The organism is Reinekea marinisedimentorum (assembly GCF_004341165.1).
Classification (GTDB): Bacteria; Pseudomonadota; Gammaproteobacteria; order Pseudomonadales; family Natronospirillaceae; genus Reinekea; species Reinekea marinisedimentorum.
On record NZ_SLZR01000017.1, the window covers coordinates 28969 to 50790 of the forward strand.

A 21822-nucleotide genomic window follows, 5' to 3' on the forward strand; every position below is an offset into this window, starting at 1 on the left:
TCAAGCACCTGCTTTTTCGTTCAGTACAGTTTTCACACGTGCAATGTCCTTGCGGACTTGCGGAAGCAAATGCGTTTGAGTCAGCTGACCCGTCGCCTTTTGCATGCGATATTTAAATTGATCGCGCAGCAAGTCCAACAGAGTGCTATTCAACTCGTCTACAGACTTTTCACGAAGATCTTTAGCGTTCATCACATCACCTGTCGCTTAACGAAAGTGGTGGCTACCGGAATCTTCGCTGCCGCTAAGCGGAACGCTTCGCGTGCGATTTCTTCGTCAACACCTTCCATTTCGTATAAAACCTTGCCTGGCTGAATCTGGCAAACCCAGTATTCAACGTTACCTTTACCTTTACCCTGACGAACCTCTAGAGGCTTACGAGTAATAGGTTTGTCCGGAAATACGCGAATCCAGATTTTACCGCCACGCTTAACGTGACGTGTCATTGCACGACGCGCAGATTCAATTTGGCGCGCAGTGATGCGGCCACGACCTGTCGCTTTTAACGCGTACTCACCGAAGCTAACTTTACTTCCGCGTTCTGCCAGGCCACGGTTGCGGCCTTTCATCATCTTGCGGAATTTTGTACGTTTAGGCTGTAACATCTACGTACTCCTTATCGCTTCTGGTTTTTCTTAGGCTGTGCTTTAGCTTTGGTACGAACTTCTTCGATACCACCTAAAACTTCACCTTTGAAAATCCAAACTTTAACGCCGATAACACCGTAAGTAGTGTTAGCTTCAGCAGTTGCATAGTCGATATCAGCACGCAAAGTGTGCAGAGGAACACGACCTTCCAGATACCACTCTGAACGAGCGATTTCCGCGCCGCCTAAACGACCGCTCACCTGAACACGGATACCTTCCGCACCAGAACGCATAGCATTCTGCATAGCGCGCTTCATAGCACGACGGAACATAACACGACGCTCAAGCTGACCAGCGATAGACTGAGCAACCAGCTTACTGTCTAAATCAGGCTTACGAATTTCTTCGATGTTGATGTGTACCGGAATACCCATCATCTTTGTCAGATCCTGACGCAGAACTTCAACATCTTCACCTTTCTTACCGATCACGATACCTGGGCGAGCAGTATGAATGGAGATTTTCGCATTCTGAGCAGGACGTTCAATAACGATCTTGCTAACAGAAGCCTTTTCTAATTTCTTTTCCAGATAGCTACGAACTTCAATGTCGTTCAGCAGCTTATCGGAGTATGTATCTGAACCTGCATACCAGACCGAGTTGTGGTCTTTAGTGATGCCGAGTCGGATACCAGTCGGATGAACCTTTTGACCCATTTTGAATGACTCCTCTTAATTCTGCTCGGCAACTTTGACCGTGATGTGGCTAGTACGCTTCAGAATACGATCCGCACGGCCTTTAGCACGTGGGCGAATACGCTTCATCGTCATGCCTTCATCTACGAACACAGTCGATACAGTTAACTCATCGATATCCGCACCGTTGTTATGCTCAGCGTTAGCAATGGCAGACTCTAAAACCTTCTTAAAAAGGTCAGCACCTTTTTTAGGGCTAAAAGTCAAAATATCCAAAGCTTCAGCGACGCCTTTACCACGAATCATGTTCGCGATTAGACGACCCTTCTGAGCAGACAGACGCGCACCGCGCAATACAGCTTGTGTTTCCATCTTATCTACCCCTTAACGCTTAGCTTTCTTATCCGCAGCATGACCTTTATAAGTACGAGTTAAAGCGAACTCGCCTAGTTTGTGACCAACCATATCTTCGGTCACAAATACAGGTACATGTTGACGGCCATTATGGACTGCAAAGGTCAACCCGACGAAGTCAGGGAAGATTGTGGAGCGACGCGACCAAGTTTTAATTGGACGCTTTTCGCCTGCTTCCAGTGCAGCCTCTACCTTTTTCATCAAGTGCAGGTCAACGAAAGGACCTTTCTTAAGTGAACGTGGCACAGCCTTTTCCTCTTAATTCAATTATTTAGAACGACGACGAACGATGTATTTGTCCGTACGCTTGTTCTTACGTGTTTTGTAACCTTTAGTAGGCACGCCCCAAGGTGTAACAGGGTGACGACCACCAGAAGTACGACCTTCACCACCACCATGTGGGTGATCTACCGGGTTCATTGCAACACCACGAACAGTCGGGCGAACACCACGCCAGCGAGTTGCACCAGCTTTACCTAGCTGACGCAGGCTGTGTTCAGAGTTGCTAACTTCACCCAGAGTTGCGCGGCAGTCTGCCAGCACTTTACGCATTTCGCCTGAACGAAGACGCAGAGTTGCATAAGCACCCTCACGAGCAACCAGCTGAATAGAAGTACCTGCAGAGCGAGCCAACTGACCACCCTTGCCTGGCTTCAATTCAACGTTGTGTACAACAGAACCGACCGGAATGCTGCGCAGTGGCATGCTGTTACCGATTTTAATAGGAGCGTGTTCGCCAGAGATGATTGCATCTCCTGCTTTCAGGCCGTTTGGAGCCAGAATGTAACGACGCTCACCATCGCGGTAACATACCAGAGCGATGTGCGCAGAACGGTTTGGATCGTATTCCAGACGCTCAACCTTCGCTTCAATACCGTCTTTGTTGCGCTTGAAGTCAACCAGACGATAGTGATGCTTATGACCGCCACCAATGTGACGAGTCGTGATGCGACCGTTGTTGTTACGACCACCGGACTTAGATTTTTTCTCAACCAATGCTGCATGAGGAGCGCCTTTGTGCAGCTCATCATTAACAATCTTGGTTAAGTGACGACGACCAGCTGAGGTCGGTTTTGCTTTGACAATTGCCATTGCTATTAACCCCTATCTTATTCTGCCGCCAGGAAATCGATTTCCTGACCTGCTGCCAGACGAACGTATGCCTTTTTAACATCGTTACGCTTACCCATGCCACGCTGAGTGCGCTTGGTTTTACCCTTTTGGATAAGTGTACGAACAGATTCCACTTTAACTTCGAACAACTGCTCTACAGCCTTTTTGATTTCAGGCTTAGTAGCATCGCTCGCTACGCGGAATACGTATTGGCTGTTATCTTCAGCTACGATTGTCGCTTTTTCAGAGATGTGTGGTCCGAAAACGACTTGATAGATGCGTTCCTGGTTCATGCGAACACCTCCTGAAGCTTTTCAATCGCAGCAACAGTGACAACTACCTTCTCGTAAGAAACCAGGTTCAGCGGGTTAACACCAGCTACATCACTAACTTCTACGTGAGGTACGTTACGTGCTGAAAGATATAAGTTCTGATCAACTTCATCTGCAACGATCAAAGCATTTGAAACATTGACATCTTTCATTTTTGCCAGGAAGGCTTTGGTTTTAGGCTGATCGAATTTCAGATCTTCAACCACAACCAGACGATCCTGACGAACCAGCTCAGACAAGATCGATTTCATCGCGCCGCGATACATCTTCTTGTTCACTTTTTGAGTCCAGTTCTGTGGAGAGCGAGCAAAAGCGTGACCACCGCCAACCCAGATTGGGGAGCGAATAGTACCTGCACGAGCGCGGCCCGTACCCTTTTGACGCCAAGGCTTAGCACCACCACCAGCAACATCTGAACGGTTTTTAGTAGCAACAGAACCCTGTCGCGCACCCGCCAGGTATGCGGTAACTACCTGATGAACTAAAGCTTCGTTATATTCATTACCAAAGGTTGCATCGTTCAGCTCAACCTTTGACTCAGCGTTTGCAACTTTAATATCCATTGCGACCCCTTAGCCTTTTACTGCAGGTTGAACAAATACGTGTGAACCGGTTGCACCGGGAACACCACCTTTGATGAGCAACAAGTTACGCTCTGCATCTACGCGTACAACTTCCAGAGACTGGACAGTTTTGCGCTCTGCACCCATGTGACCCGCCATTTTCTTACCTTTCCAGACACGACCAGGCGTCTGGCACTGACCGATAGAACCGGGAGCGCGGTGAGAAAGAGAGTTACCGTGAGTTGCGTCTTGCATGCTGAAGTTGTGACGTTTGATGCTGCCAGCGAAACCTTTACCCTTGGAGGTACCGATCACATCGACTTTTTGACCCGCTTCAAAGACTTCAACAGTCAGCTCTTTACCCGCTTCAAATTCTGAAACGTCAGCAACTGTGAATTCACGAGTCAATACACCCATCTCAACATTAGCTTTCGCAAAATGACCTGCTTCTGCTTTGCTAATATGATTTGCACGTTTTTTTCCAGCAGTTAGCTGGATAGCGGAATAACCGTCAGCTTCAACAGTTTTAACCTGTGAAATGCGGTTTGGTTCCACTTCTACAACCGTTACAGGTATAGAACTACCTTGCTCGGTAAAAATCCGAGTCATACCTGCTTTACGGCCAATCAAACCAATTGACATTTTAAACTTCCTCTATGTACGGGGCTAAAACCCGCTATGGCCGCCCTATTCATCTTGCGATTCAAAAGGGCCGTTACAGTAGAGACATCTACTTTTCTTTTTACGAATTAGCCGAGGCTAATTTGAATATCCACACCCGCTGCCAAATCCAACTTACGCAGTGCATCGACTGTCTTTTCAGTTGGTTCAACAATGTCCAGCATGCGCTTGTGAGTACGAATTTCGTACTGGTCGCGCGCATCCTTATTCACGTGCGGAGAGATCAGCACAGTAAAACGTTCTTTACGAGTAGGCAGTGGAATCGGACCACGCACCTGCGCGCCTGTACGCTTAGCTGTGTCGACAATTTCTTGAGTCGACGCATCGATCAATCGATGATCGAACGCTTTCAAGCGAATTCTGATCTTTTGGTTCTGCATGTGACCAAAGCTCCAAGATTGTTAAACAGCAATATTACCCTCGAATTTGAGGGAGGCGTATTGTATGTATCTTGAACACCTCTGTCAACGCAATATTTCTTTCCAAAAAGTGCAACCAAAACAACGAGTTACCCCTATATAGCAGCATCTTAGGGGTATTTTTTTAACTTAGACTTGATCGCAGTAACGGCTGTTACGCTAAAAACACCGGCGCACAGCCGGCATGCAAAAACAGCAACGGCGCAAAGCTAAAAACCGGGCTCGCGATAACAACCCGGCCCTCTGGCGGCCCTTTATTGAACGGATATCAACAATCACCGGCCATCGCTCTGTGTGAGTGCTATTGTCATATTGGTGTGATACAGTTCACGTTCTCGTGCGGAGATAAACAACCAGTGGCCTCGGCAGCAAAGAAGATCAATGACACTACGCTCCTTATTCCTGTAAGGCTCTTACAGCGTGGGATGTTTGTCTGCCGACTCGACAGACCCTGGCTTGGTACGCCGTTCCTGATGCAGGGTTTCCTGGTTCAGACCGCCGACGAGCTAATGACTCTGCAGCACCTGTGCGAAGCGGTCTATATCGATACCGAAAAAAGCCTGGTATCACTGAAGAAAAAATCCTCTAAAAAGCTATTCCGGCAAGTCTATACCGAGCTACCACTGGAAATCCCGACAACGGTCGATCGCCAACTGGCTGTCACCGGGTTGAAAAAAGCACTGCCTGTTTACAGCCAGAGCTACAGCCTCCTGAAGTCGTCCTTTAATGACTACAGAAAGAACCAGCGAATAGAAGCCAAGGTTCTGGAGCAGCAGGTCGACAACTGCCTGGAGGCCATCCTTTCCAATACCACAGCCATGTCCTGGCTGACCCGGGTTAAAAGCCACCACAGCTACACCAGCGAACACGCAATGCATGTCAGCATGCTGGCGATGGTATTTGCGGTGCATTGCGGCTGGAGTAAAGATGAAGCCAAAGAAGCCGGGCTGGCCGGGCTTTTATTTGATCTCGGTAAGGTACGAATACCCAAGCAGCTGCTTAATAAAGAAGAAGCACTTGCGGAATCTGAACTCACCATGATGCGCGAGCACACCAAGTGGAGCCGCTACTACCTGGAGAAATCCGGGTTCAGCCGAAACATCATTGATGCTGCCTACTTCCATCACGAACAACCCGACGGAAAAGGTTACCCCACCGGCCGGATTGGCAAGCAAGTGCCTCTGCTGGCTCGGTTGATCCGTATTCTCGATGCCTACGATGCCATGATCAGCACTCGTCCATATGCCGAGGAACGCACCGTCTTTGAGGCAGTCAGGATGCTGTATCGGGGTCGTGGCCGTCTGTTCGACAGCGAACTGGTCGATCAGTTTATCGAGATGACCGGTGTCTACCCGGTTGGCACCGTGGTTGAACTGAGCACCGGTGAGGTCGCGGTGGTCATTGGCCAGAACAATGGCGCCCGCCTCCTCCCGAGAGTCTCTGTCATTAGGGACAAAAACAAAGAGCAGACCCCGGAACGGCCCATCAACCTGCTGGCCCAGACCGATCCGGAAGGTCGACCTACCATCGCCGTTAAAAAGATGCTGCACGATGGTAGCTATGGCGTATTCCTTAAAGACTACACTCGCTCGCTGCTGATCGGCTAGTGGGCCATGCGGCTACCTTGCTGACAAAATACTGTTCAATCACGCTAAACTTAAGCGAAAGCTAACGGATATCGATTTATGCATTGGGATTGGCTACTAAGTATTGGGGCAGGTTTCTATACTGCGGCAGTCGTTGCGCTGTCACTGCGAATTCTCATGAAACGCCGGCCGGTTGGCGTCACGCTGGCCTGGCTATTATTTCTGTTCATCCTGCCGGTGCTGGGCATCATCTTTTACCTGCTGTTCGGTGAGCGCTATATCGGCCGGATCCGCGCTAAAAGGGCCCGCAACCAGTACCAGGATTATTCGAAGTGGCTGGAAAGAACCCTACAAAAGCAGAATCAGTACCTTAAAAACAACAAGCCGCTGCGCCCGGTCATGGAACTGGCGCAGAAAGGTTTTGGCCTACCCGTTATCGGTACTAATAAGTGGCGGCTGATCAGTCACGCTAACGAACTGTTCCGCAGCCTGATTAGTGATCTGCAGTCAGCCCGGCAGGTTGTCTTTATCGAATTCTATATTCTTGAGGATGAAGGCGGTGTGCATGAGGTGCTCAGCGCAATGACTGAGGCCGCCAAGCGGGGTGTGCAGGTACATCTGATGCTCGACAGTGTGGGCTCCGGTGCTTTTTTGAAAAGCAAACGCTGCAGTGAAATGATCAAGCAGGGGGTGAAGATACTGGAGGTACTGCACGCCTATCCTTTCCGCCTGACGCTGCGCCGGCAGGACCTTCGCCAACACCGCAAACTCATCACCATTGACAACCAGATTGCCTACACCGGTTCAATGAATCTGGTCGATCCCGAGTTCTTTAAAACCCGATCCGGTGTCGGCCCGTGGATCGACCTGATGGCGCGCCTGGAGGGCGATATCGCCAAGGTCACTCAGGCCGCACTGATATTTGACTGGGAAATGGAAACCGGCACCCGGCTGGAGAAGTATCTGGCCTACCCGACTCTGGCCAACAACTGCGAAACGCTGATGCAGCTGCTGCCGACCGGCCCGGCATTTAATGATGAAATTCTGTTGCAGGTGTTGCTGACCACAGTTCACAACGCACGCCGTCAGATAACCCTGACCACCCCATACTTCGTACCCGATGATTCCCTGCTGCAGGCACTGAAAGCCGCCGCAAGGCGCGGGCTCGATGTCACCATCATCGTACCGAAAAAAAACGACAGCAAGCTGGCTCAGCTGGCCGGTCGCTCGTTCTATGAAGATCTGCTGACCGCCGGCGTAAAAATCCAGCGCTATGTCGGTGGCCTGCTGCATACCAAGACGGTCATCATTGACCGTGATCTGGTGCTGCTGGGCTCGGTTAACCTCGATATGCGTTCAATCTGGCTGAACTTTGAATCGACTCTGATTGTGGATGATGCCGAGTTTTGCGCGGAAGTGCAGAAGGTGGTGGATGACTATTCCAAGAATGCCGAGCTGATAGACCTCGCGTCTTGGGTGAACCGGCCAGCACATCGCAGGTTGTTGGAAAACATTGCGCAGCTGGCCAGCCCCTTGCTTTAACGCCAAGCGGGCTTAAAAGGCATTTTCTCCGACAAACGGATTTGACTGACGCTCACGCCCGAAGGTCGATTCCGGCCCGTGCCCGGGAATGAACTTCACTTCATCGCCCAACAGCCAGAGCTTTTTGGTAATGGAGTTAATCAGATCCATATGATTGCTCTGCGGGAAATCCGTTCGGCCAATAGAGCCGGAGAACAACACATCGCCGACCCAGGCAAGCTTTTGCGCCTCATGGAAAAATACGATATGGCCGGGGGTATGGCCCGGCGTGGCGATGACTTTCAGGCTCTCGTTACCGACCGGAACAGTTTCACCCTCTTCCAGCCAACGATCCGGATCAACATTGCGCAAACCGAACAAGCCATACATGCGGCACTGATCCTCAATGGATTCCAGCCAGAACTGATCGGCCTTACCCGGACCAATCACAGGAATGCCGAGCTGCTCACGCAGAGACTGAGCGCCACCGGCATGGTCAAGATGCCCGTGCGTCAGATACAAAGCCTTCAGCTCAACGCCGGCATCCTTCACCGCCTTAAGCAGCATGTCTGGTTCACCGCCCGGATCAATCAATACACCCTCGTTGGTTTCATCGCACCAAACGATAGAGCAGTTCTGCATCAGGTCGGTTACGGGAACAATTTTATAACGAAGCACAGGGTTGATCCTTTGTAGATAAAGTAGCCAACCATTGTAGCGAATTAGCTCAGCCAGCCAAAAGCTAACTTACACCTATCAGCTGGTTTCGTGATCTCGATAGAATAAAGTCACTGACCAGGCCAATCGCCCTGGTTAAATGCTGCTCGTGGGTCAGACCACTGGATTTACGCGGTTTCAGGTCGTGGTCGCCATCCTCAAACCATTCAATTTGTACATTCTCGGGCAGGCGGTAGCGGGCAACCTCCTGACGGTTGCCCATGGCATCCCGTTCACCCTGACAAATCAGCACAGGGCTGTCGAATTCCACAAAGTGGTCGGTACGCACCTTTTCCGGCTTACCGAGTGCATGGAACGGGTAGCCAAGCACCACCGTCGCCGCAACGGGCTGCTGCGCAGCAAGCAAGGTAGCCATGCGACCACCCATGGATTTGCCTCCGATCACCGGATTCTCAACATCGAGCTGGCTCAGTACCTCCCGAAAATGATCCAGCAACTTGGGCTGGCGATCAGGCGGCTGCCTGCGGCCGCTGGCACGCTGCCGCTGCATATAAAGAAACTCAAACCGCACGACTCTGACACCGTGGTCTGCAATACCCCTTGCAACTACGTTCATAAAATCTGAATCCATTGGCGCTCCTGCCCCATGCGCCAACACTAAAACCGGACAACCTACATCACCATCTACAAGAATTTGATTCACCTAGTGAGCCTTTTTTGTCTCTCATGAAAAAATCGAACAACGTTAAAGAACCTCATAGTAAAAGCAATACACCAAAATGAACAACTAGAGCACGTCTAAAAAATCAACATCCACTGCGGTAACCTGCTGATTTTGAGACCTTATTTGCTATACCGCCATGGGCACGTTCGAATGACTGGTGCGAACAAGATCACTTATTTTCTCGGCAATCATGATCGTTGGCGCATTTGTATTACCTCCAATGATAGTCGGCATCACCGAAGCATCAACCACCCGCAACCCGACCAAACCATGAACTTGCAGCTCACTGTTAACCACCGCCATGGCATCCGTTCCCATCCGGCAACTGCCCAGCGGGTGGTAGACCGTATCGGCTCTGTTGCGGATTTCCATCAGTAATTGGTCGTCTGGCAGGTGCAGGGCTGGGTTCGTCTCTTTGACGGCATAATCCTTCATGGCAGCAGCCTGCATAATCTTCTGCGAAAGGCGCACACCTTTGAGCAAGGCTTGAGCATCACTTTCAACATCGAGGAAGTTGGGGTTAATCAGCGGCGCAGCAAATGGGTCCGCATTGGCCAGTTTGATCCAGCCCCGGCTTTCCGGCCGCAGAATACAGGTATGGCAACTTACACCGTGGAACGGCGACACCTTACGGGCGTGATCCTGCAGAATCCCGACCACAAAATGCAGCTGAATGTCCGGTCGTGCCAGTGACGGGTCTGTTTTCAGAAAGCCACCCGCTTCTGCGCCATTACTGTTCATCAGGCCACGGGGGTTGCCCTGCCGGAAGCGCCAGGCATCGCGCAGCAGATGCCAGATTCCTGCAGGCGACGGCCCGAGCACATCACGCCGGCCGGTGCGGAAGGTTGAAACGTAATCCGGGTGATCGGCCAGGCCCTTGCCAACACCCGGCAAATGATGAACCACGGGGATACCCAGCGCCTTCAGCTCCTCCTGCGGACCAACGCCGCTCAGCAACAGGATCTGCGGTGAATTTATGGCACCGGCACTCAGAATAACCTCCCGCCGGCAGTCGAAACGAATCGTCTTGCCCATGTAGTTAACCTCTGCACCGGTACAGCGCTTGCCGGCAAAGTTCAGCTTCAGCACCTTAGCTCTGGTAAACACCAGCAGGTTTCGACGTTGTTTTGCATCGGTTAGGTAAGCCCTGGCACTGCTGCAGCGGCGACCGTCTTTATGGGTGACCTGGTAAACCCCGACGCCTTCCTGCTCGTCACCGTTAAAGTCATCGTTCACCGGGAAACCAGCCTGTTTACCGGCAGCGACAAAGGCATCGCGGGCGCCAGACGGGCTCATCAGCTCCGCGACGTTAAGCGGCCCGCCCTGACCATGCAGATCACCCGAATGGGTTTCGTTATTTTCTGCCTTTAGGAAGTACGGCAGAACATCTTTCCAGCCCCAGCCTTGATTACCCAGCTCCGCCCAGTCATCGTAATCCTGCTGGTGACCGCGAATATAGACCATGGCATTAATAGAGCTGGAGCCACCCAGCGTTTTCCCGCGCGGCTGATAGCCCTGCCGCCCGTTCAAACCTGGCTGAGGCACCGTTTTATAGGCGTAATTCAGGTAGGGGGTTGGTACGGTTGTGATCATGCCAAAGGGCACATGAATAGCGGCGGAGCGATCCTGCGCGCCATATTCCAGCAAGGCAACGGAAACAGCCGGGTCTTCAGACAGCCGGCTGGCCATAACGGCACCGGCAGAGCCGCCGCCAATGACGATGTAGTCGAACTCCATAAGCCCACCCCACTAATAAAATCCCCGAGCATTTGAATCAGTCTAGCCATTCGTTAGCCCGACCATTGTTCAACCACAAAAAAACAGGTTAATTAATTACCCAATGCAACAGCGGATAAACGTATCCCGGCATTAATGAGCTAAACTCAAGGATAGTTTTTACCGGGAGATCACCCATGAGCGTTGCTGCCATCGGCATTTTCATGCTCATCATCGTTTTGCTGTTTTACTGGCGCATGGTCAGCGAGCGTAACCCTGTTCGCAAAGTAAGAAGCACTACAGAAGAAATACTGGAAAAGGTTCAGGTGTTTGAATCACTGGCCAAAGATGCTGAGGCGCTGAAGTACCTGAATGAGCAACTGCAGAAAATGCCGGCAGACGCGCAGCTGCTGAACAAGAAAGAAGAGCTCACCGGGCGGCTTAACCCGCCACAAGAGCCATAAAAAAGGCAGCGTCAGTGCTGCCTTTATGCTGAAAAACGCCCGATACGACCATCAATAGTCGTTGGCATCCTGAATACTTAGCTTGGATGCCTGACCACTGAGGTGTTGGGAATCCGTTTCCTGATCGAGCTTAATCATCAGGCGCAGGTCGTTTTCTGAGTCGGCATGGGCCAGCGCATCTTCATAGGTAATATCACCACGGCTGTAGGCCTTAAACAGCGCCTGATCGAACGTCTGCATGCCCTGCTCGCCTGATTTAGACATCAGGTCTTTCAGCAGGTGAACATCTCCTTTACGAACGTGATCTGCCACCAACGGCGTATTCAGCAGAACCTCGATGACAGCCTTACGGCCCAGGCCATCCGGTGTTGGCACCAGTTGCTGGGCAACAATGCCACGCAGGTTCAGCGATAAATCCATCCACAGCTGACGCTGACGCTCATGAGGGAAGAAGTGCATAACCCGGTCAAGCGCCTGGTTAGCGTTGTTGGCGTGCAGCGTAGCCAGACAGAGGTGACCGGTTTCGGCAAACGCCAGCGCGTACTCCATGGTCTCGCGGGTACGGATCTCACCAATCATGATCACATCCGGCGCCTGACGCAGGGTATTCTTCAGTGCAACCTCGAATGAATCGGTATCGATACCCACCTCGCGCTGGGTCACGATGCAGCCTTCATGCTGATGAATAAATTCAATCGGGTCTTCAATAGAAATAATGTGACCCTTAGAGTTGCGGTTACGGTGACCGATCATGGCCGCCAGGCTGGTCGACTTACCGGTACCGGTTGCACCCACGAAGATCACCAGACCACGCTTGGTCATCGCCAGCTTTTTAATCACTTCCGGCAGACCGAGTTCTTCAATACGGGGAATACGCGTTTCGATGCGACGCAGCACCATGCCGGCCAGGTTACGCTGATGGAACGAGCTGCAGCGGAAGCGCCCGATACCGCGCGCGGAAACGGCAAAGTTACATTCCTGAGTTTCATCAAATTCGCGCCGTTGCTTTTCTGACATCACAGACAGCACCAGCTCGCGGGTTTTTTCCGGGCTTAACGGGTTTTTCGTGACTGGCACAACCTGACCGTTAATTTTCATGCTTGGCGGAACACCCGCCGTAATGAAAAGGTCGGATGCGCCCTTTTCAACCATTAAGCGCAGTAACTTATCGAATTCCATTTTTATTCCCTTTGGCTGTGAGGCGTCTCACGTCTCACGTCTCACGTCTCACGTCTCACGTCTCACGTCTCACGTCTCACGTCTCACGTCTCACGTCTCACAATAATATTAAAAGTTATCCGGCTGCTTGGCCTTTTCTTTCGCCACTTCGCGACTGATCATGCCGCGCTGGACAAGGTTAGTCAGAGCCTGATCCAGTGTCTGCATGCCGTACTGGGCACCGGTCTGAATGGCTGAATACATCTGCGCGACCTTGTCCTCACGGATCAGGTTACGGATCGCCGGCGTACCGATCATAATCTCATGAGCGGCAACACGGCCGCCGCCGTTCTTCTTCAGCAGAGTCTGCGAGATAACGGCCATTAAAGATTCAGACAACATGGACCGAACCATCGATTTCTCTGCCGCCGGAAACACATCGACAACACGGTCAATGGTTTTCGCCGCAGACTGGGTATGCAAAGTACCAAAAACCATGTGACCGGTTTCGGCAGCTTCCAGTGCCAGTCGAATGGTTTCCAGATCTCGCATTTCGCCCACCAGAATGATATCCGGGTCTTCCCGCAGCGCTGAGCGCAGTGCTTCGCTGAAGCCTAAGGTATCGCGGTGAACCTCACGCTGGTTCACCAGACACTTCTTGGATTCGTGCACGAATTCAATCGGGTCCTCAATGGTGAGGATGTGCTCATACTTGGTTTCGTTCAGGTAGTTGATCATTGCCGCCAGTGTGGTCGACTTACCGGAACCGGTTGGCCCGGTGACCAGACAAATACCGCGGGCGGTATCGGCGATGTCTTTAAACACCTGACCCATGCCCAAATCTTCCATGGTCAGTACCTTGGAAGGAATGGTACGGAACACCGCACCGGAACCACGGTTCTGGGTAAAGGCGTTTACCCGGAAACGGGCCACACCCGGAACTTCGAAAGAAAAGTCAGTCTCAAAGAATTCTTCAAAGTCTTTTCGCTGCTTATCGTTCATGATGTCGTAAATCAGCGAATGCACTTCTTTGTGCGACAGCGGTGGCAGGTTAATCCGGCGAATGTCGCCGTCCACCCGGATCATCGGCGGCAGGCCGGAAGACAGATGTAAGTCGGATGCATTCTGTTTTGCACTGAAGGCAAGTAACTCGGTAATGTCCATTCACAACTCCGATTGTTTAATGGGCTGTTTATCTGAAAGCTAAAAAACAAACAGGGCTGTAAAGGAGCCGCTCTTTGTCAGGTATTCTTTTAATCCAGCAGGATAAGTTTTTGTTACAATTCGTTTTTTACACAGCTTAGCACAGCCAGCTAAATGGCTGGCAAGCACCCAGTTAATATAGAGCCACTTAATGCCAAATTTGCAGCTTAAATCACGACTCCAGGCGGTCAACGAGCGCATAGACGCCGCCTGCTCCAATGCCGGCCGCGATCGTAACAGCGTCACGCTGCTGGCTGTCAGCAAAACCAAACCGCTCGACGATATCATCAGCGCCTATCAGGCCGGACAACGTCACTTCGCTGAGAACTACGCACAGGAAGCTGTCGAAAAACGGCAGAATGCGCCCTTCAGTGACGCTGTGTGGCACTTCATTGGCCCACTGCAATCAAACAAAACCCGGCCAATAGCCGAGCATTTTGACTGGGTACACACCGTTGACCGGGCAAAGATAGCGCGCCGTCTGAGCGATCAGCGACCACCGGGCATGGCACCGTTAAACCTGCTGATTCAGGTGAATATCAGCAAAGACCCGGCCAAGTCTGGCGTCACCCCAGAACAGGCGGTCACACTGGCCGGGCAGATCAGCGAACTGCCAAATGTACGCTTTCGCGGCCTGATGACCATTCTGGAGGCAGACCTGCCCGCCGAAGCCCGGCTCGCCCAGTTCCAGAGTTTGAAAAACCTGCAGGTCGACCTCATTAACAGTCACCCTGAATGCAGCGAACTGTCGATGGGCATGAGCAGCGATTTTGAACAGGCCATTGCCGCCGGCGCAACCATGGTGCGGGTCGGCAGCGATATATTCGGCAGCCGTAATAAGCCCGCCCCCTAAAGGAGATTCATCATGAGTATTCAAAAACTTGGCTTTATCGGCGGCGGCAATATGGCCAACGCCATCATCGGCGGCCTGATCGAAAGCGGCTTTGCCGCAAGCGACATCATGGTCTGCGACCTCAATGAAGCGCAATTGACCCGCTTTGCCAACGCCGGCAGCAAAACCACAACGCAGGCAGTCGATGTCATGCAGTGGGCCGACGCCGTCGTGCTAGCGGTGAAACCGCAGGTTTTAAAAGCGGTGGTAACCCCGCTGGCTGAATACGCTCAACAACACCGGCCGTTGGTTATCAGCATTGTGGCTGCGATTCCATCCACCAGCATTGATCAGTGGCTCGGAGGCAATAACCCAATTATCCGCACCATGCCGAATACCCCGGCGCTTGTGAAAGCCGGCGCGACCGGGTTATTTGCCAATGAACGGACCAGCGAAGCACAGCAGCAGTTTGCTGAGCAGCTGTTTTCCGCCATCGGCCAGGCGGTTTGGGTATCCGATGAAAACCTGCTGCACTCGGTAACCGCTGCAGCAGGCAGTGCACCGGCTTACTTCTTCCGCTTTGCCGAAGCCATGACGAAGGCGGCTATGACACAAAACCTGAGCGAACAGCAGGCGCGTGAGCTGATTGGCCAGACCATGCTCGGTGCGGCAAAAATGATTATGGAAACAGACGAATCCATCGAGCAAATGTGTAAGAATGTCTGCTCGCCGAACGGCACCACAGAGCGCGCCGTTGCCAGCTTTGAAAGTAACCACATCGACAGCATTGTCGGTCAGGCTATGACCGCTTGCTATGAAAGATCTATTGAATTGTCTGAACAGCTAGCAGACTAACAGGAGCAAAGAATGTTCATCATCGCCATGATTCTGAAAACCGCCTTCAGCATTGTACTTATCTCGACCGTGGCGCGGTTTCTGGCACAGATGGCGCGTGCCGATTTCTACAACCCGCTGGCACAGACGGTGGTGAAAATTACCGATCCATTCCTGCGACCCATGCGCCGCATCATACCCAGCGTTTCCGGGCTGGATGTCTCTTCGCTGATCCTGCTGTTTGTTGGCCAGTTCATTCTGGCCACACTGATTATTCTGATGTCCGGCTATAACCCGGTGCAGTACCTGGCCAACCTGGCTGTTGGCGCACTGATCGCCACCGGCGTTGTCATCTTGTGGGTCATCTACTGGTCGATGATCATCGTCGCCATTTCCAGCTTCATTCTGATGGGCCAGCATAATCCGTTTGTTCACTTTATCGGGCAGATGATCGAGCCTTTCGTTGGCCCGTTCCGCAAGCTGAACCTGCAGGTAGGGATGCTCGACCTGTCGTTCATCATAGCGATCATTGCCATCTACATCCTGAAAGATTTCCTGTTGATACAAACCGTCGGCAAATTCGTCGGGTTCAATCCTGCACTGTTTATTGGCGGCTAAGACACCGCGTTGCAGGCAAGTACCCATAACAGTCGACATAGAATTTAAAGAGCTAGAATCATGCCTAAAGAAATACCCGCCGACAGCGTAGGTATCGTTGCGCCTCAGGTCGCCCAGTTTGATGAGCCGCTGACACTGCGCAGCGGCCGCGTCATTGAAAGCTACCAGCTGTGTTATGAAACCTACGGTACGCTGAATGAAGACCGCTCCAATGCCATTCTGGTTTGCCATGCCCTCAGTGGTCACCATCATGCCGCCGGCTATCACAGCATGGACGACAAAAAGCCGGGCTGGTTTGATTCCGCCATTGGCCCCGGCAAGCCAATGGATACCAATAAATACTTTGTCGTCGCACTGAACAATCTGGGCGGCTGCCATGGCTCAACCGGCCCGACCAGCATCGACCCGGCAACGGGCGAGCCTTACGGCCCTAACTTCCCGATTATGGCCGTGCGTGACTGGGTGACCAGTCAGGCCAGGCTCGCAGACCGCCTGGGCATTGACTGCTGGTACGCCGTTGTTGGTGGTTCACTGGGTGGCATGCAGGCACTGCGCTGGTCGATAGACTACCCGGAGCGACTGAAAAAATGCGCCGTGATTGCCGCTGCGCCGAAGCTGACGGCACAGAACATCGCCTTTAATGAGGTCGCCCGGCAATCCATCACCAGCGATACCGAATTCCACGAAGGCTACTATTATAAGCACGATACCATTCCCCGCCGGGGCTTGGCGCTGGCGAGGATGCTCGGCCATATCACCTACCTGAGTGAAGACAGCATGCGCGATAAGTTCGGTCGCGACCTGAAGACCGGCAAGCTGAGCTTTAATTACGACATCGATTTCGAGGTGGAAAGCTACCTGCGTTATCAGGGTGAGCGCTTTTCCGATGCCTTCGATGCCAACACCTACCTGCTGATGACCAAATCGCTGGATTACTTCGACCCGGCGGCGGATTTCGATCACGACCTTGCCAAGTGCCTGAGCAAGAGCCAGTGCAAATTTCTGGTGGTGTCGTTTTCGACCGACTGGCGCTTTGCACCGGAGCGCAGCAAAGAGATTGTTGACGCCCTGGTGCGCGCACAAAAACCGGTTTCTTACCTGGAAGTTGACGCCCCGCAAGGCCACGATGCCTTCCTGTTCCCGATACCGGAGTACTTCAACTTTTTATCAAACTTCCTGACACCCGCCGGAGTTGCCAATGCGTAGTGACCTGAAACACATTTCCAACTGGGTGAAAGAAGGCGATCGTGTACTCGACTTAGGCTGTGGTGACGGCGAATTACTGCATCACCTGCAAAGTACAAAAAAGACCACCGGCTATGGCATGGAGATTAATCCGGAGCAGATTGTCACCTGTGTGGCGCGCGGTGTGGACGTGATTCATCAGGACCTGAACGACAGCCTCGATTACCTGGACGATGCCAGTTTCGATACCGTCATGATGACCCAATCGCTGCAACAGACGCGTCACCCCGATGTGCTGCTGAACGAGCTGGTGCGCATCGGCAAAAGAGCCATTGTCACCTTCCCGAACTTCGGCCACTGGACCACGCGTATTTATTTGGGCCTGCGAGGCATGATGCCGATGTCTAAAACACTGCCCTATCGCTGGTATAACACGCCCAACATTCACCTTTGCACGTTCAAAGACTTTGAAGTTCTGTGCAAGGAGAACGGCATTCGCATCATTCAGCGAACCGTGGTCAACACCAATCATGAGGAAAGCTGGCAGATCAAGCTGTTCCCCAACATTCTCGGTCAGGTTGCGCTCTACCACGTTGAGAAGGAAACCGTCTGATGCTGAAAAGGCTTGCCGCCGGCGCATTGCTTTTTACCCTTAGCCTGCTGGCATGGGCAGAGCAAAAAGTAGAGTTCAGTCATTACGAGCTGCATTACATTGTGCTCAATACCACTGAAATTCCACCGCAGGTTGCGGAGCGGTATAACATCACACGCTCCGGCAAGCAGGCCTTTATCAACCTTTCCGTTCTGCAAAAAACAATTGGCGACTACGGCACCCCGGTTGCCGCCACCATAACAGCCAGGCAACGCTCACTGGTGGGCCAGACCAGCCTTATCAGCTTGCGTGAAGTCCGCGAAGGCGACGCCATCTATTACATCGGCACCTTCCGAATATTCGACCAGGAAACCCTGTGGTTTGATATCGAACTGGAACTGAACGACGGAACCACATTCGATTACAGCTTTGCACAGAAGGTCTGGCAGGAATAAGCCCGCCGCTACAACCCTCCTGCACCACAAGTGTCAAAATAATCCTGACCAAATGCACAATTGGCCGTCAATTTCTGGCCGTTCTGCACATTTCGGCAAGTTTCGTCAATGAAGCGTCAAAAGCCATCACAGAAACCCTGTAAAAATGTGATCTACGTCACATAAAAATTGCAGACCCCATCAAAACAATGCTTTCGTTACTTCTTCCTCTTTAATCTGAATCCGGCTTCATCTTCACGCTTTTTTATTCGGACAGTCAGTACCCCATTCAAGAGGACAGAGATTTGAAACACTCACTTTTAGCGATGGCCATCCTTGGCTGCAGTGCCTCCGGCTGGGCAGGCAACATCCACTATGTCAACAGTGGCCCGGCGGTGACCGTGGGCGCAGCCAGTAACGCTCAACTTTCCAGTTCCGGCAAATTCAACCCGGCTGCCATCAGCCTGAACACCCAGACCAGTCGAATCGGTGTTGCAGAAGCAACCATTGGCTTTGAAATGGAAGGCCTGGGCAGCTTCAATACCGTATTTGAAGACCTGTCGGACCAGATTAATGTGGTCACCGATACCTTCGATGACTATGAAAATGATGAAGCCACCACCGGCGATGTATTGGCCGCTGTGGACGATCTGGAAACCTCGTTCGATGAAAACCTGAGCATGCTTTCCGACCGCTTTTATTTTACCGGCAACGCCTACACCAGCATCCTTTCGCCTGTTGCTGTGGATATGGGCCGGTACGGCACCTTCAGCATTGGCCTTTCGTCACTGACTCAGGCACGCGCGAGCATCCTGCACGACACCCTGGAGTTTGATATTGATGCCCAGGAGATCTCCGATGCCAGCGAAAACGACGAAGACCTGGAACCAACCGATTACCTGGATACCACCTCTTCGCTGTACCTGAAGCAGGGTCAGGTATTCAATGTTGATCTGGCCTGGGCGCATGTATTGCCGCAAATTGAGTTCACTGAACGCTTTGGTATTCAGGCCACCGGCGGCTTGCGCGCCACCATTATCGGCTACAACCTGCAAAAGAACCTGTACCCGATTAAAGACCTTATCGAATCCGTCGATGAAGATTCCGGTGAGCTGATGGATGACATCAGCGATGATGTCACCGATATTTTTACCTCAGACATGAACTACACCGTGGCACTGGATGCCGGCATTACCCTGCAACGCAATAACACGCTGGTCGGTCTGACGGTTTACAACCTGAACAACCCAACATTGGAATACGAGGCACTGGGCGGTGACTGCGCCAGCATCAGCGACAGCGATGACCAGAGCGAGTGCTACCACGCCGAGTATTTTGCCTCGATCGGCGATATCGCACTGAACGAATCACATTCCATGTCACCGACCGTGACCCTCGATGCTGTTCAGGGCTTCAAGAACAACCGCATCGCACTTTCCGGTGCCATCGATTTACTGCCGACCAAGAATGTCTTCGGCGACGAACATCAGGACTTCGCCCTCGGCGTGCTGCTGCAGCCCAACAGCTGGTATTGGCCGCGCTTGCGCATGGGGCTGGGCAAGGACCTGACCGATCTTGACCCGACCCGTCTGGCGGTCGGTGTCACCCTGTTCAATTTCCTGCAGGTTGACTCGCAAATGACGGCGGTACTTGGCGACCTGTTCAGTGATGACGACACCGAAGCTGGCGATGCTATCCGCAGCGCATCTGTATCTGCATCCATCAACATTGCTTTTTAAGCCCGGAGAGTATTCATGAAACGTAACGTCTTTTTAGTAACAGCCTTGGCGGCTGGCATCGCTTTAACCGGTTGTAATGTCGCAGATCAGGACGGTGACGGCACCGACAGCCGTGTGGGACTGAATGGCTTAGCGGTCGATGGCCGTGTTGCTGGCGGAAAGGTATGGGTCGACTCCAATAACAACTACGAAGTCGACGATTTCGAACCCTATGCGTTTACCGATTCCGATGGCTATTACAGCTATAACCCACTCACAAACACTAACTATTGCACGCTGCCAGTTATTTCTGACGAATATCAGCGCCACTGTTTAGTGTATGGAAGCACGGTAAACAGCATGATTGTGCGAATTAAGGGCGGAATAGATCTTTCTACGGGTGAGCGCCTGAAGGGCCTGATGGCCATGAGCAGCTCAATTTCAGAGTCGGCTGAGATTTCAATGACACCTCTGGTGCTGTCACCGATCACCACTCTGTTAAGTGCCGCCCCAACAGAGAGTGCACAAAACTCAATACGCTCAGCATTAGGAATTACGTCCAACGCAGACCTGAGACTGGACTTCTCAACGGCTTCAGATGACACATCCAAAAGATTCCTGGCAAATGCGGTTGCCGTGCAAACCATGATAGATGTCCTCGCCAATTCAGCTGATGACGGTATAACGGAAGCCCAGGCTCAGCGAAGCATCATTGATCAGATTTCTTTGAGTGTTTCGACGAACTTGACTGCTCCAACAAGTTTTAATAGCGCGACGCTGGCCGAAATGGTGAGTACCGTTTCAACGAACAGTACCAAGCAAACAAGCATTGCATCCCGGCTAGAAGCCCTCAACAGTGAAATCAATAAAATAAGCACTGCGATCAATCTTGATGAGGTTAACGCCAACCTGAAAGCCGCAGAAGTTATCTCGCAGTTGGTTAAGAGTGAAGCAAACGCTGAGCATTCATCTGAAGCATCTGCCGCCGCAGCAGTTCTCGACAGTGGAATGACCGACCTGGTCGGACTACTCGAAACGCAGTTTTCTTCAGACACGACGACTGAATTCGATATAACTTCGATTACCCGGGAGCTTATCGAAGCTGGCGAGGATGACCCGACTTTTGGCAGCGACATCTCAGCCGTCATTAACTCTGCAATCGACGAGTCAGTATTATCTACCGAAACCAGTTGGGGTGGTGAATGGTTTGTTCTACAGCCGAGTGAAGAATACGCCGAAGATGTCGCGGCAGGCTCTTACGTTGCGCTCTATCTGGAAGGCGATGTTGACTCTAAAAGCGGAAGCATTTCAGTTTGTGTTAACGCTGCTGCAGCGGATAGCACCGATGCCAACGAAGCACTCACTAACGAATACATGACCGGTAGCTGGACAAAAATTTCCGATGGTGTCGTGACGTTAGTAATCGACTTTGAAGGGCAGGAATTTGAAGGAACAATGAAGGCCAAAGACAGTACCGACGCCAACGGCAACCCGTTCTTTCGCTTTTCTACGGATATTGAAGATATCGACGAAGATGGTGATGCCATCTCCAATCAGGTTGGTGTAATCGCTATTTCATATTCTGATGTCCCAGATTCATCTGATGACTGTGAATCAGATATCGACGCTGAGTTAAGCCTGGTACTGTAAATTACAGAGGCCAGATTGAGTTATCTAATGCCACCTTCGGGTGGCTTTTTTTGTGTTTCATCAACCTCAGGTGCACAATCCGTGCAGAAGTGTTGCAGTTTGTAT

Annotated in this window: 26 protein-coding genes; 11 read left to right on the forward strand and 15 right to left on the reverse strand. The window is 51.8% G+C overall.

The window, feature by feature from the left end; genetic code table 11:
* From rpmC to rpsJ, 10 genes are all read right to left on the reverse strand, one after another.
* Positions 1-192, reverse strand: coding sequence for a 50S ribosomal protein L29 (gene rpmC, locus BCF53_RS15695; protein WP_132703075.1), 192 nt, complete (start codon positions 190-192; stop codon positions 1-3).
* Positions 192-605, reverse strand: coding sequence for a 50S ribosomal protein L16 (gene rplP / locus BCF53_RS15700; RefSeq protein ID WP_132703077.1), 414 nt, complete (start codon positions 603-605; stop codon positions 192-194). Before rplP ends, rpmC begins: the two co-directional genes overlap by 1 nt.
* 11 nt (positions 606-616) lie before the next feature.
* A complete protein-coding gene (gene rpsC / locus BCF53_RS15705) occupies positions 617-1303 on the reverse strand; it encodes a 30S ribosomal protein S3 (protein WP_132703079.1) in 687 nt (228 codons plus the stop codon).
* A 15-nt stretch (positions 1304-1318) separates the two neighbouring features.
* Positions 1319-1654: a 50S ribosomal protein L22 gene (rplV, locus tag BCF53_RS15710; protein WP_132703081.1), complete on the reverse strand. Its 336-nt coding sequence runs from the start codon at positions 1652-1654 to the stop codon at positions 1319-1321.
* Positions 1655-1666: 12 nt separating this feature from the next.
* A complete protein-coding gene (gene rpsS / locus BCF53_RS15715; RefSeq protein ID WP_132703083.1) occupies positions 1667-1942 on the reverse strand; it encodes a 30S ribosomal protein S19 in 276 nt (91 codons plus the stop codon).
* Positions 1943-1963: 21 nt separating this feature from the next.
* Entirely contained in the window at positions 1964-2788 is an 825-nt protein-coding gene (gene rplB / locus BCF53_RS15720) for a 50S ribosomal protein L2 (RefSeq protein WP_132703085.1), read from the reverse strand.
* 17 nt (positions 2789-2805) lie between these two features.
* On the reverse strand, positions 2806-3102 hold the full coding sequence (gene rplW / locus BCF53_RS15725) for a 50S ribosomal protein L23 (RefSeq protein ID WP_132703087.1): 297 nt from the start codon (positions 3100-3102) through the stop codon (positions 2806-2808).
* Positions 3099-3704: a 50S ribosomal protein L4 gene (gene rplD / locus BCF53_RS15730; RefSeq protein WP_132703089.1), complete on the reverse strand. Its 606-nt coding sequence runs from the start codon at positions 3702-3704 to the stop codon at positions 3099-3101. The genes rplW and rplD overlap by 4 nt, the downstream gene beginning before the upstream one ends.
* 9 nt (positions 3705-3713) lie before the next feature.
* Positions 3714-4346: a 50S ribosomal protein L3 gene (gene rplC, locus BCF53_RS15735; RefSeq protein WP_132703091.1), complete on the reverse strand. Its 633-nt coding sequence runs from the start codon at positions 4344-4346 to the stop codon at positions 3714-3716.
* Between the two features lie 107 nt (positions 4347-4453).
* Positions 4454-4765 (reverse strand): 30S ribosomal protein S10, encoded by a 312-nt coding sequence (gene rpsJ / locus BCF53_RS15740; RefSeq protein ID WP_008044356.1) that lies wholly within the window; start codon positions 4763-4765, stop codon positions 4454-4456.
* Positions 4766-5160: 395 nt separating this feature from the next.
* Here rpsJ and BCF53_RS15745 point away from each other — a divergent pair, with 395 nt between their 5' ends.
* Entirely contained in the window at positions 5161-6411 is a 1251-nt protein-coding gene (locus BCF53_RS15745) for an HD-GYP domain-containing protein (protein ID WP_279389141.1), read from the forward strand.
* Positions 6412-6489: 78 nt separating this feature from the next.
* Entirely contained in the window at positions 6490-7932 is a 1443-nt protein-coding gene (gene cls / locus BCF53_RS15750) for a cardiolipin synthase (RefSeq protein WP_132703095.1), read from the forward strand.
* 12 nt (positions 7933-7944) lie between these two features.
* Here the strand turns inward: cls and BCF53_RS15755 are convergent, their stop codons facing one another.
* From BCF53_RS15755 to BCF53_RS15765, 3 genes are all read right to left on the reverse strand, one after another.
* Positions 7945-8589: an MBL fold metallo-hydrolase gene (locus BCF53_RS15755; protein WP_279389142.1), complete on the reverse strand. Its 645-nt coding sequence runs from the start codon at positions 8587-8589 to the stop codon at positions 7945-7947.
* A 64-nt stretch (positions 8590-8653) separates the two neighbouring features.
* Positions 8654-9292: an alpha/beta fold hydrolase gene (locus BCF53_RS15760; protein WP_132703097.1), complete on the reverse strand. Its 639-nt coding sequence runs from the start codon at positions 9290-9292 to the stop codon at positions 8654-8656.
* A 147-nt stretch (positions 9293-9439) separates the two neighbouring features.
* Positions 9440-11050: a GMC family oxidoreductase gene (locus BCF53_RS15765; RefSeq protein ID WP_132703099.1), complete on the reverse strand. Its 1611-nt coding sequence runs from the start codon at positions 11048-11050 to the stop codon at positions 9440-9442.
* 176 nt (positions 11051-11226) lie between these two features.
* Between BCF53_RS15765 and BCF53_RS15770 the strand changes: the two genes are divergently transcribed.
* Positions 11227-11493 carry a hypothetical protein gene (locus tag BCF53_RS15770; protein ID WP_132703101.1) on the forward strand — a complete coding sequence of 89 codons (267 nt, stop codon included), beginning with the start codon at positions 11227-11229 and terminating at the stop codon, positions 11491-11493.
* Positions 11494-11544: 51 nt separating this feature from the next.
* Here the strand turns inward: BCF53_RS15770 and BCF53_RS15775 are convergent, their stop codons facing one another.
* Entirely contained in the window at positions 11545-12672 is a 1128-nt protein-coding gene (locus BCF53_RS15775) for a PilT/PilU family type 4a pilus ATPase (RefSeq protein WP_132703103.1), read from the reverse strand.
* 108 nt (positions 12673-12780) lie between these two features.
* The gene (locus tag BCF53_RS15780) at positions 12781-13815 is read right to left on the reverse strand and encodes a type IV pilus twitching motility protein PilT (RefSeq protein ID WP_132703105.1); all 1035 of its coding nucleotides are present in this window, start codon (positions 13813-13815) and stop codon (positions 12781-12783) included.
* A 190-nt stretch (positions 13816-14005) separates the two neighbouring features.
* Here BCF53_RS15780 and BCF53_RS15785 point away from each other — a divergent pair, with 190 nt between their 5' ends.
* From BCF53_RS15785 to BCF53_RS15820, 8 genes are all read left to right on the forward strand, one after another.
* The gene (locus tag BCF53_RS15785) at positions 14006-14707 is read left to right on the forward strand and encodes a YggS family pyridoxal phosphate-dependent enzyme (RefSeq protein ID WP_132703107.1); all 702 of its coding nucleotides are present in this window, start codon (positions 14006-14008) and stop codon (positions 14705-14707) included.
* Between the two features lie 12 nt (positions 14708-14719).
* Positions 14720-15541, forward strand: coding sequence for a pyrroline-5-carboxylate reductase (gene proC / locus BCF53_RS15790; protein ID WP_132703109.1), 822 nt, complete (start codon positions 14720-14722; stop codon positions 15539-15541).
* A 12-nt stretch (positions 15542-15553) separates the two neighbouring features.
* Entirely contained in the window at positions 15554-16138 is a 585-nt protein-coding gene (locus BCF53_RS15795) for a YggT family protein (RefSeq protein ID WP_132703111.1), read from the forward strand.
* Between the two features lie 60 nt (positions 16139-16198).
* Positions 16199-17344 (forward strand): homoserine O-succinyltransferase MetX, encoded by a 1146-nt coding sequence (gene metX / locus BCF53_RS15800; RefSeq protein WP_132703113.1) that lies wholly within the window; start codon positions 16199-16201, stop codon positions 17342-17344.
* Positions 17337-17936: a methionine biosynthesis protein MetW gene (metW, locus tag BCF53_RS15805; protein ID WP_132703115.1), complete on the forward strand. Its 600-nt coding sequence runs from the start codon at positions 17337-17339 to the stop codon at positions 17934-17936. Before metX ends, metW begins: the two co-directional genes overlap by 8 nt.
* Positions 17936-18370 (forward strand): DUF4426 domain-containing protein, encoded by a 435-nt coding sequence (locus tag BCF53_RS15810; protein ID WP_132703117.1) that lies wholly within the window; start codon positions 17936-17938, stop codon positions 18368-18370. Before metW ends, BCF53_RS15810 begins: the two co-directional genes overlap by 1 nt.
* Positions 18371-18654: 284 nt before the next feature.
* Entirely contained in the window at positions 18655-20088 is a 1434-nt protein-coding gene (gene traF, locus BCF53_RS15815; protein ID WP_132703119.1) for a conjugal transfer protein TraF, read from the forward strand.
* Between the two features lie 15 nt (positions 20089-20103).
* Complete coding sequence (locus tag BCF53_RS15820; RefSeq protein ID WP_132703121.1) at positions 20104-21717, forward strand: hypothetical protein; 1614 nt, start codon at positions 20104-20106, stop codon at positions 21715-21717.
* Positions 21718-21822: the final 105 nt, after the last annotated feature.

What these genes read in the sequence shown, in the direction of transcription:
- rpmC (WP_132703075.1), bottom strand. Translation starts at nt 192, where the DNA reads ATGAACGCTAAAGATCTTCGTGAAAAGTCTGTAGACGAGTTGAATAGC.
- rplP (WP_132703077.1), bottom strand. Translation starts at nt 605, where the DNA reads ATGTTACAGCCTAAACGTACAAAATTCCGCAAGATGATGAAAGGCCGC.
- rpsC (WP_132703079.1), bottom strand. Translation starts at nt 1,303, where the DNA reads ATGGGTCAAAAGGTTCATCCGACTGGTATCCGACTCGGCATCACTAAA.
- rplV (WP_132703081.1), bottom strand. Translation starts at nt 1,654, where the DNA reads ATGGAAACACAAGCTGTATTGCGCGGTGCGCGTCTGTCTGCTCAGAAG.
- rplB (WP_132703085.1), bottom strand. Translation starts at nt 2,788, where the DNA reads ATGGCAATTGTCAAAGCAAAACCGACCTCAGCTGGTCGTCGTCACTTA.
- rplW (WP_132703087.1), bottom strand. Translation starts at nt 3,102, where the DNA reads ATGAACCAGGAACGCATCTATCAAGTCGTTTTCGGACCACACATCTCT.
- rplD (WP_132703089.1), bottom strand. Translation starts at nt 3,704, where the DNA reads ATGGATATTAAAGTTGCAAACGCTGAGTCAAAGGTTGAGCTGAACGAT.
- rplC (WP_132703091.1), bottom strand. Translation starts at nt 4,346, where the DNA reads ATGTCAATTGGTTTGATTGGCCGTAAAGCAGGTATGACTCGGATTTTT.
- rpsJ (WP_008044356.1), bottom strand. Translation starts at nt 4,765, where the DNA reads ATGCAGAACCAAAAGATCAGAATTCGCTTGAAAGCGTTCGATCATCGA.
- cls (WP_132703095.1), top strand. Translation starts at nt 6,490, where the DNA reads ATGCATTGGGATTGGCTACTAAGTATTGGGGCAGGTTTCTATACTGCG.
- BCF53_RS15765 (WP_132703099.1), bottom strand. Translation starts at nt 11,050, where the DNA reads ATGGAGTTCGACTACATCGTCATTGGCGGCGGCTCTGCCGGTGCCGTT.
- BCF53_RS15770 (WP_132703101.1), top strand. Translation starts at nt 11,227, where the DNA reads ATGAGCGTTGCTGCCATCGGCATTTTCATGCTCATCATCGTTTTGCTG.
- BCF53_RS15775 (WP_132703103.1), bottom strand. Translation starts at nt 12,672, where the DNA reads ATGGAATTCGATAAGTTACTGCGCTTAATGGTTGAAAAGGGCGCATCC.
- BCF53_RS15780 (WP_132703105.1), bottom strand. Translation starts at nt 13,815, where the DNA reads ATGGACATTACCGAGTTACTTGCCTTCAGTGCAAAACAGAATGCATCC.
- BCF53_RS15785 (WP_132703107.1), top strand. Translation starts at nt 14,006, where the DNA reads ATGCCAAATTTGCAGCTTAAATCACGACTCCAGGCGGTCAACGAGCGC.
- proC (WP_132703109.1), top strand. Translation starts at nt 14,720, where the DNA reads ATGAGTATTCAAAAACTTGGCTTTATCGGCGGCGGCAATATGGCCAAC.
- BCF53_RS15795 (WP_132703111.1), top strand. Translation starts at nt 15,554, where the DNA reads ATGTTCATCATCGCCATGATTCTGAAAACCGCCTTCAGCATTGTACTT.
- metX (WP_132703113.1), top strand. Translation starts at nt 16,199, where the DNA reads ATGCCTAAAGAAATACCCGCCGACAGCGTAGGTATCGTTGCGCCTCAG.
- metW (WP_132703115.1), top strand. Translation starts at nt 17,337, where the DNA reads ATGCGTAGTGACCTGAAACACATTTCCAACTGGGTGAAAGAAGGCGAT.
- BCF53_RS15810 (WP_132703117.1), top strand. Translation starts at nt 17,936, where the DNA reads ATGCTGAAAAGGCTTGCCGCCGGCGCATTGCTTTTTACCCTTAGCCTG.
- BCF53_RS15820 (WP_132703121.1), top strand. Translation starts at nt 20,104, where the DNA reads ATGAAACGTAACGTCTTTTTAGTAACAGCCTTGGCGGCTGGCATCGCT.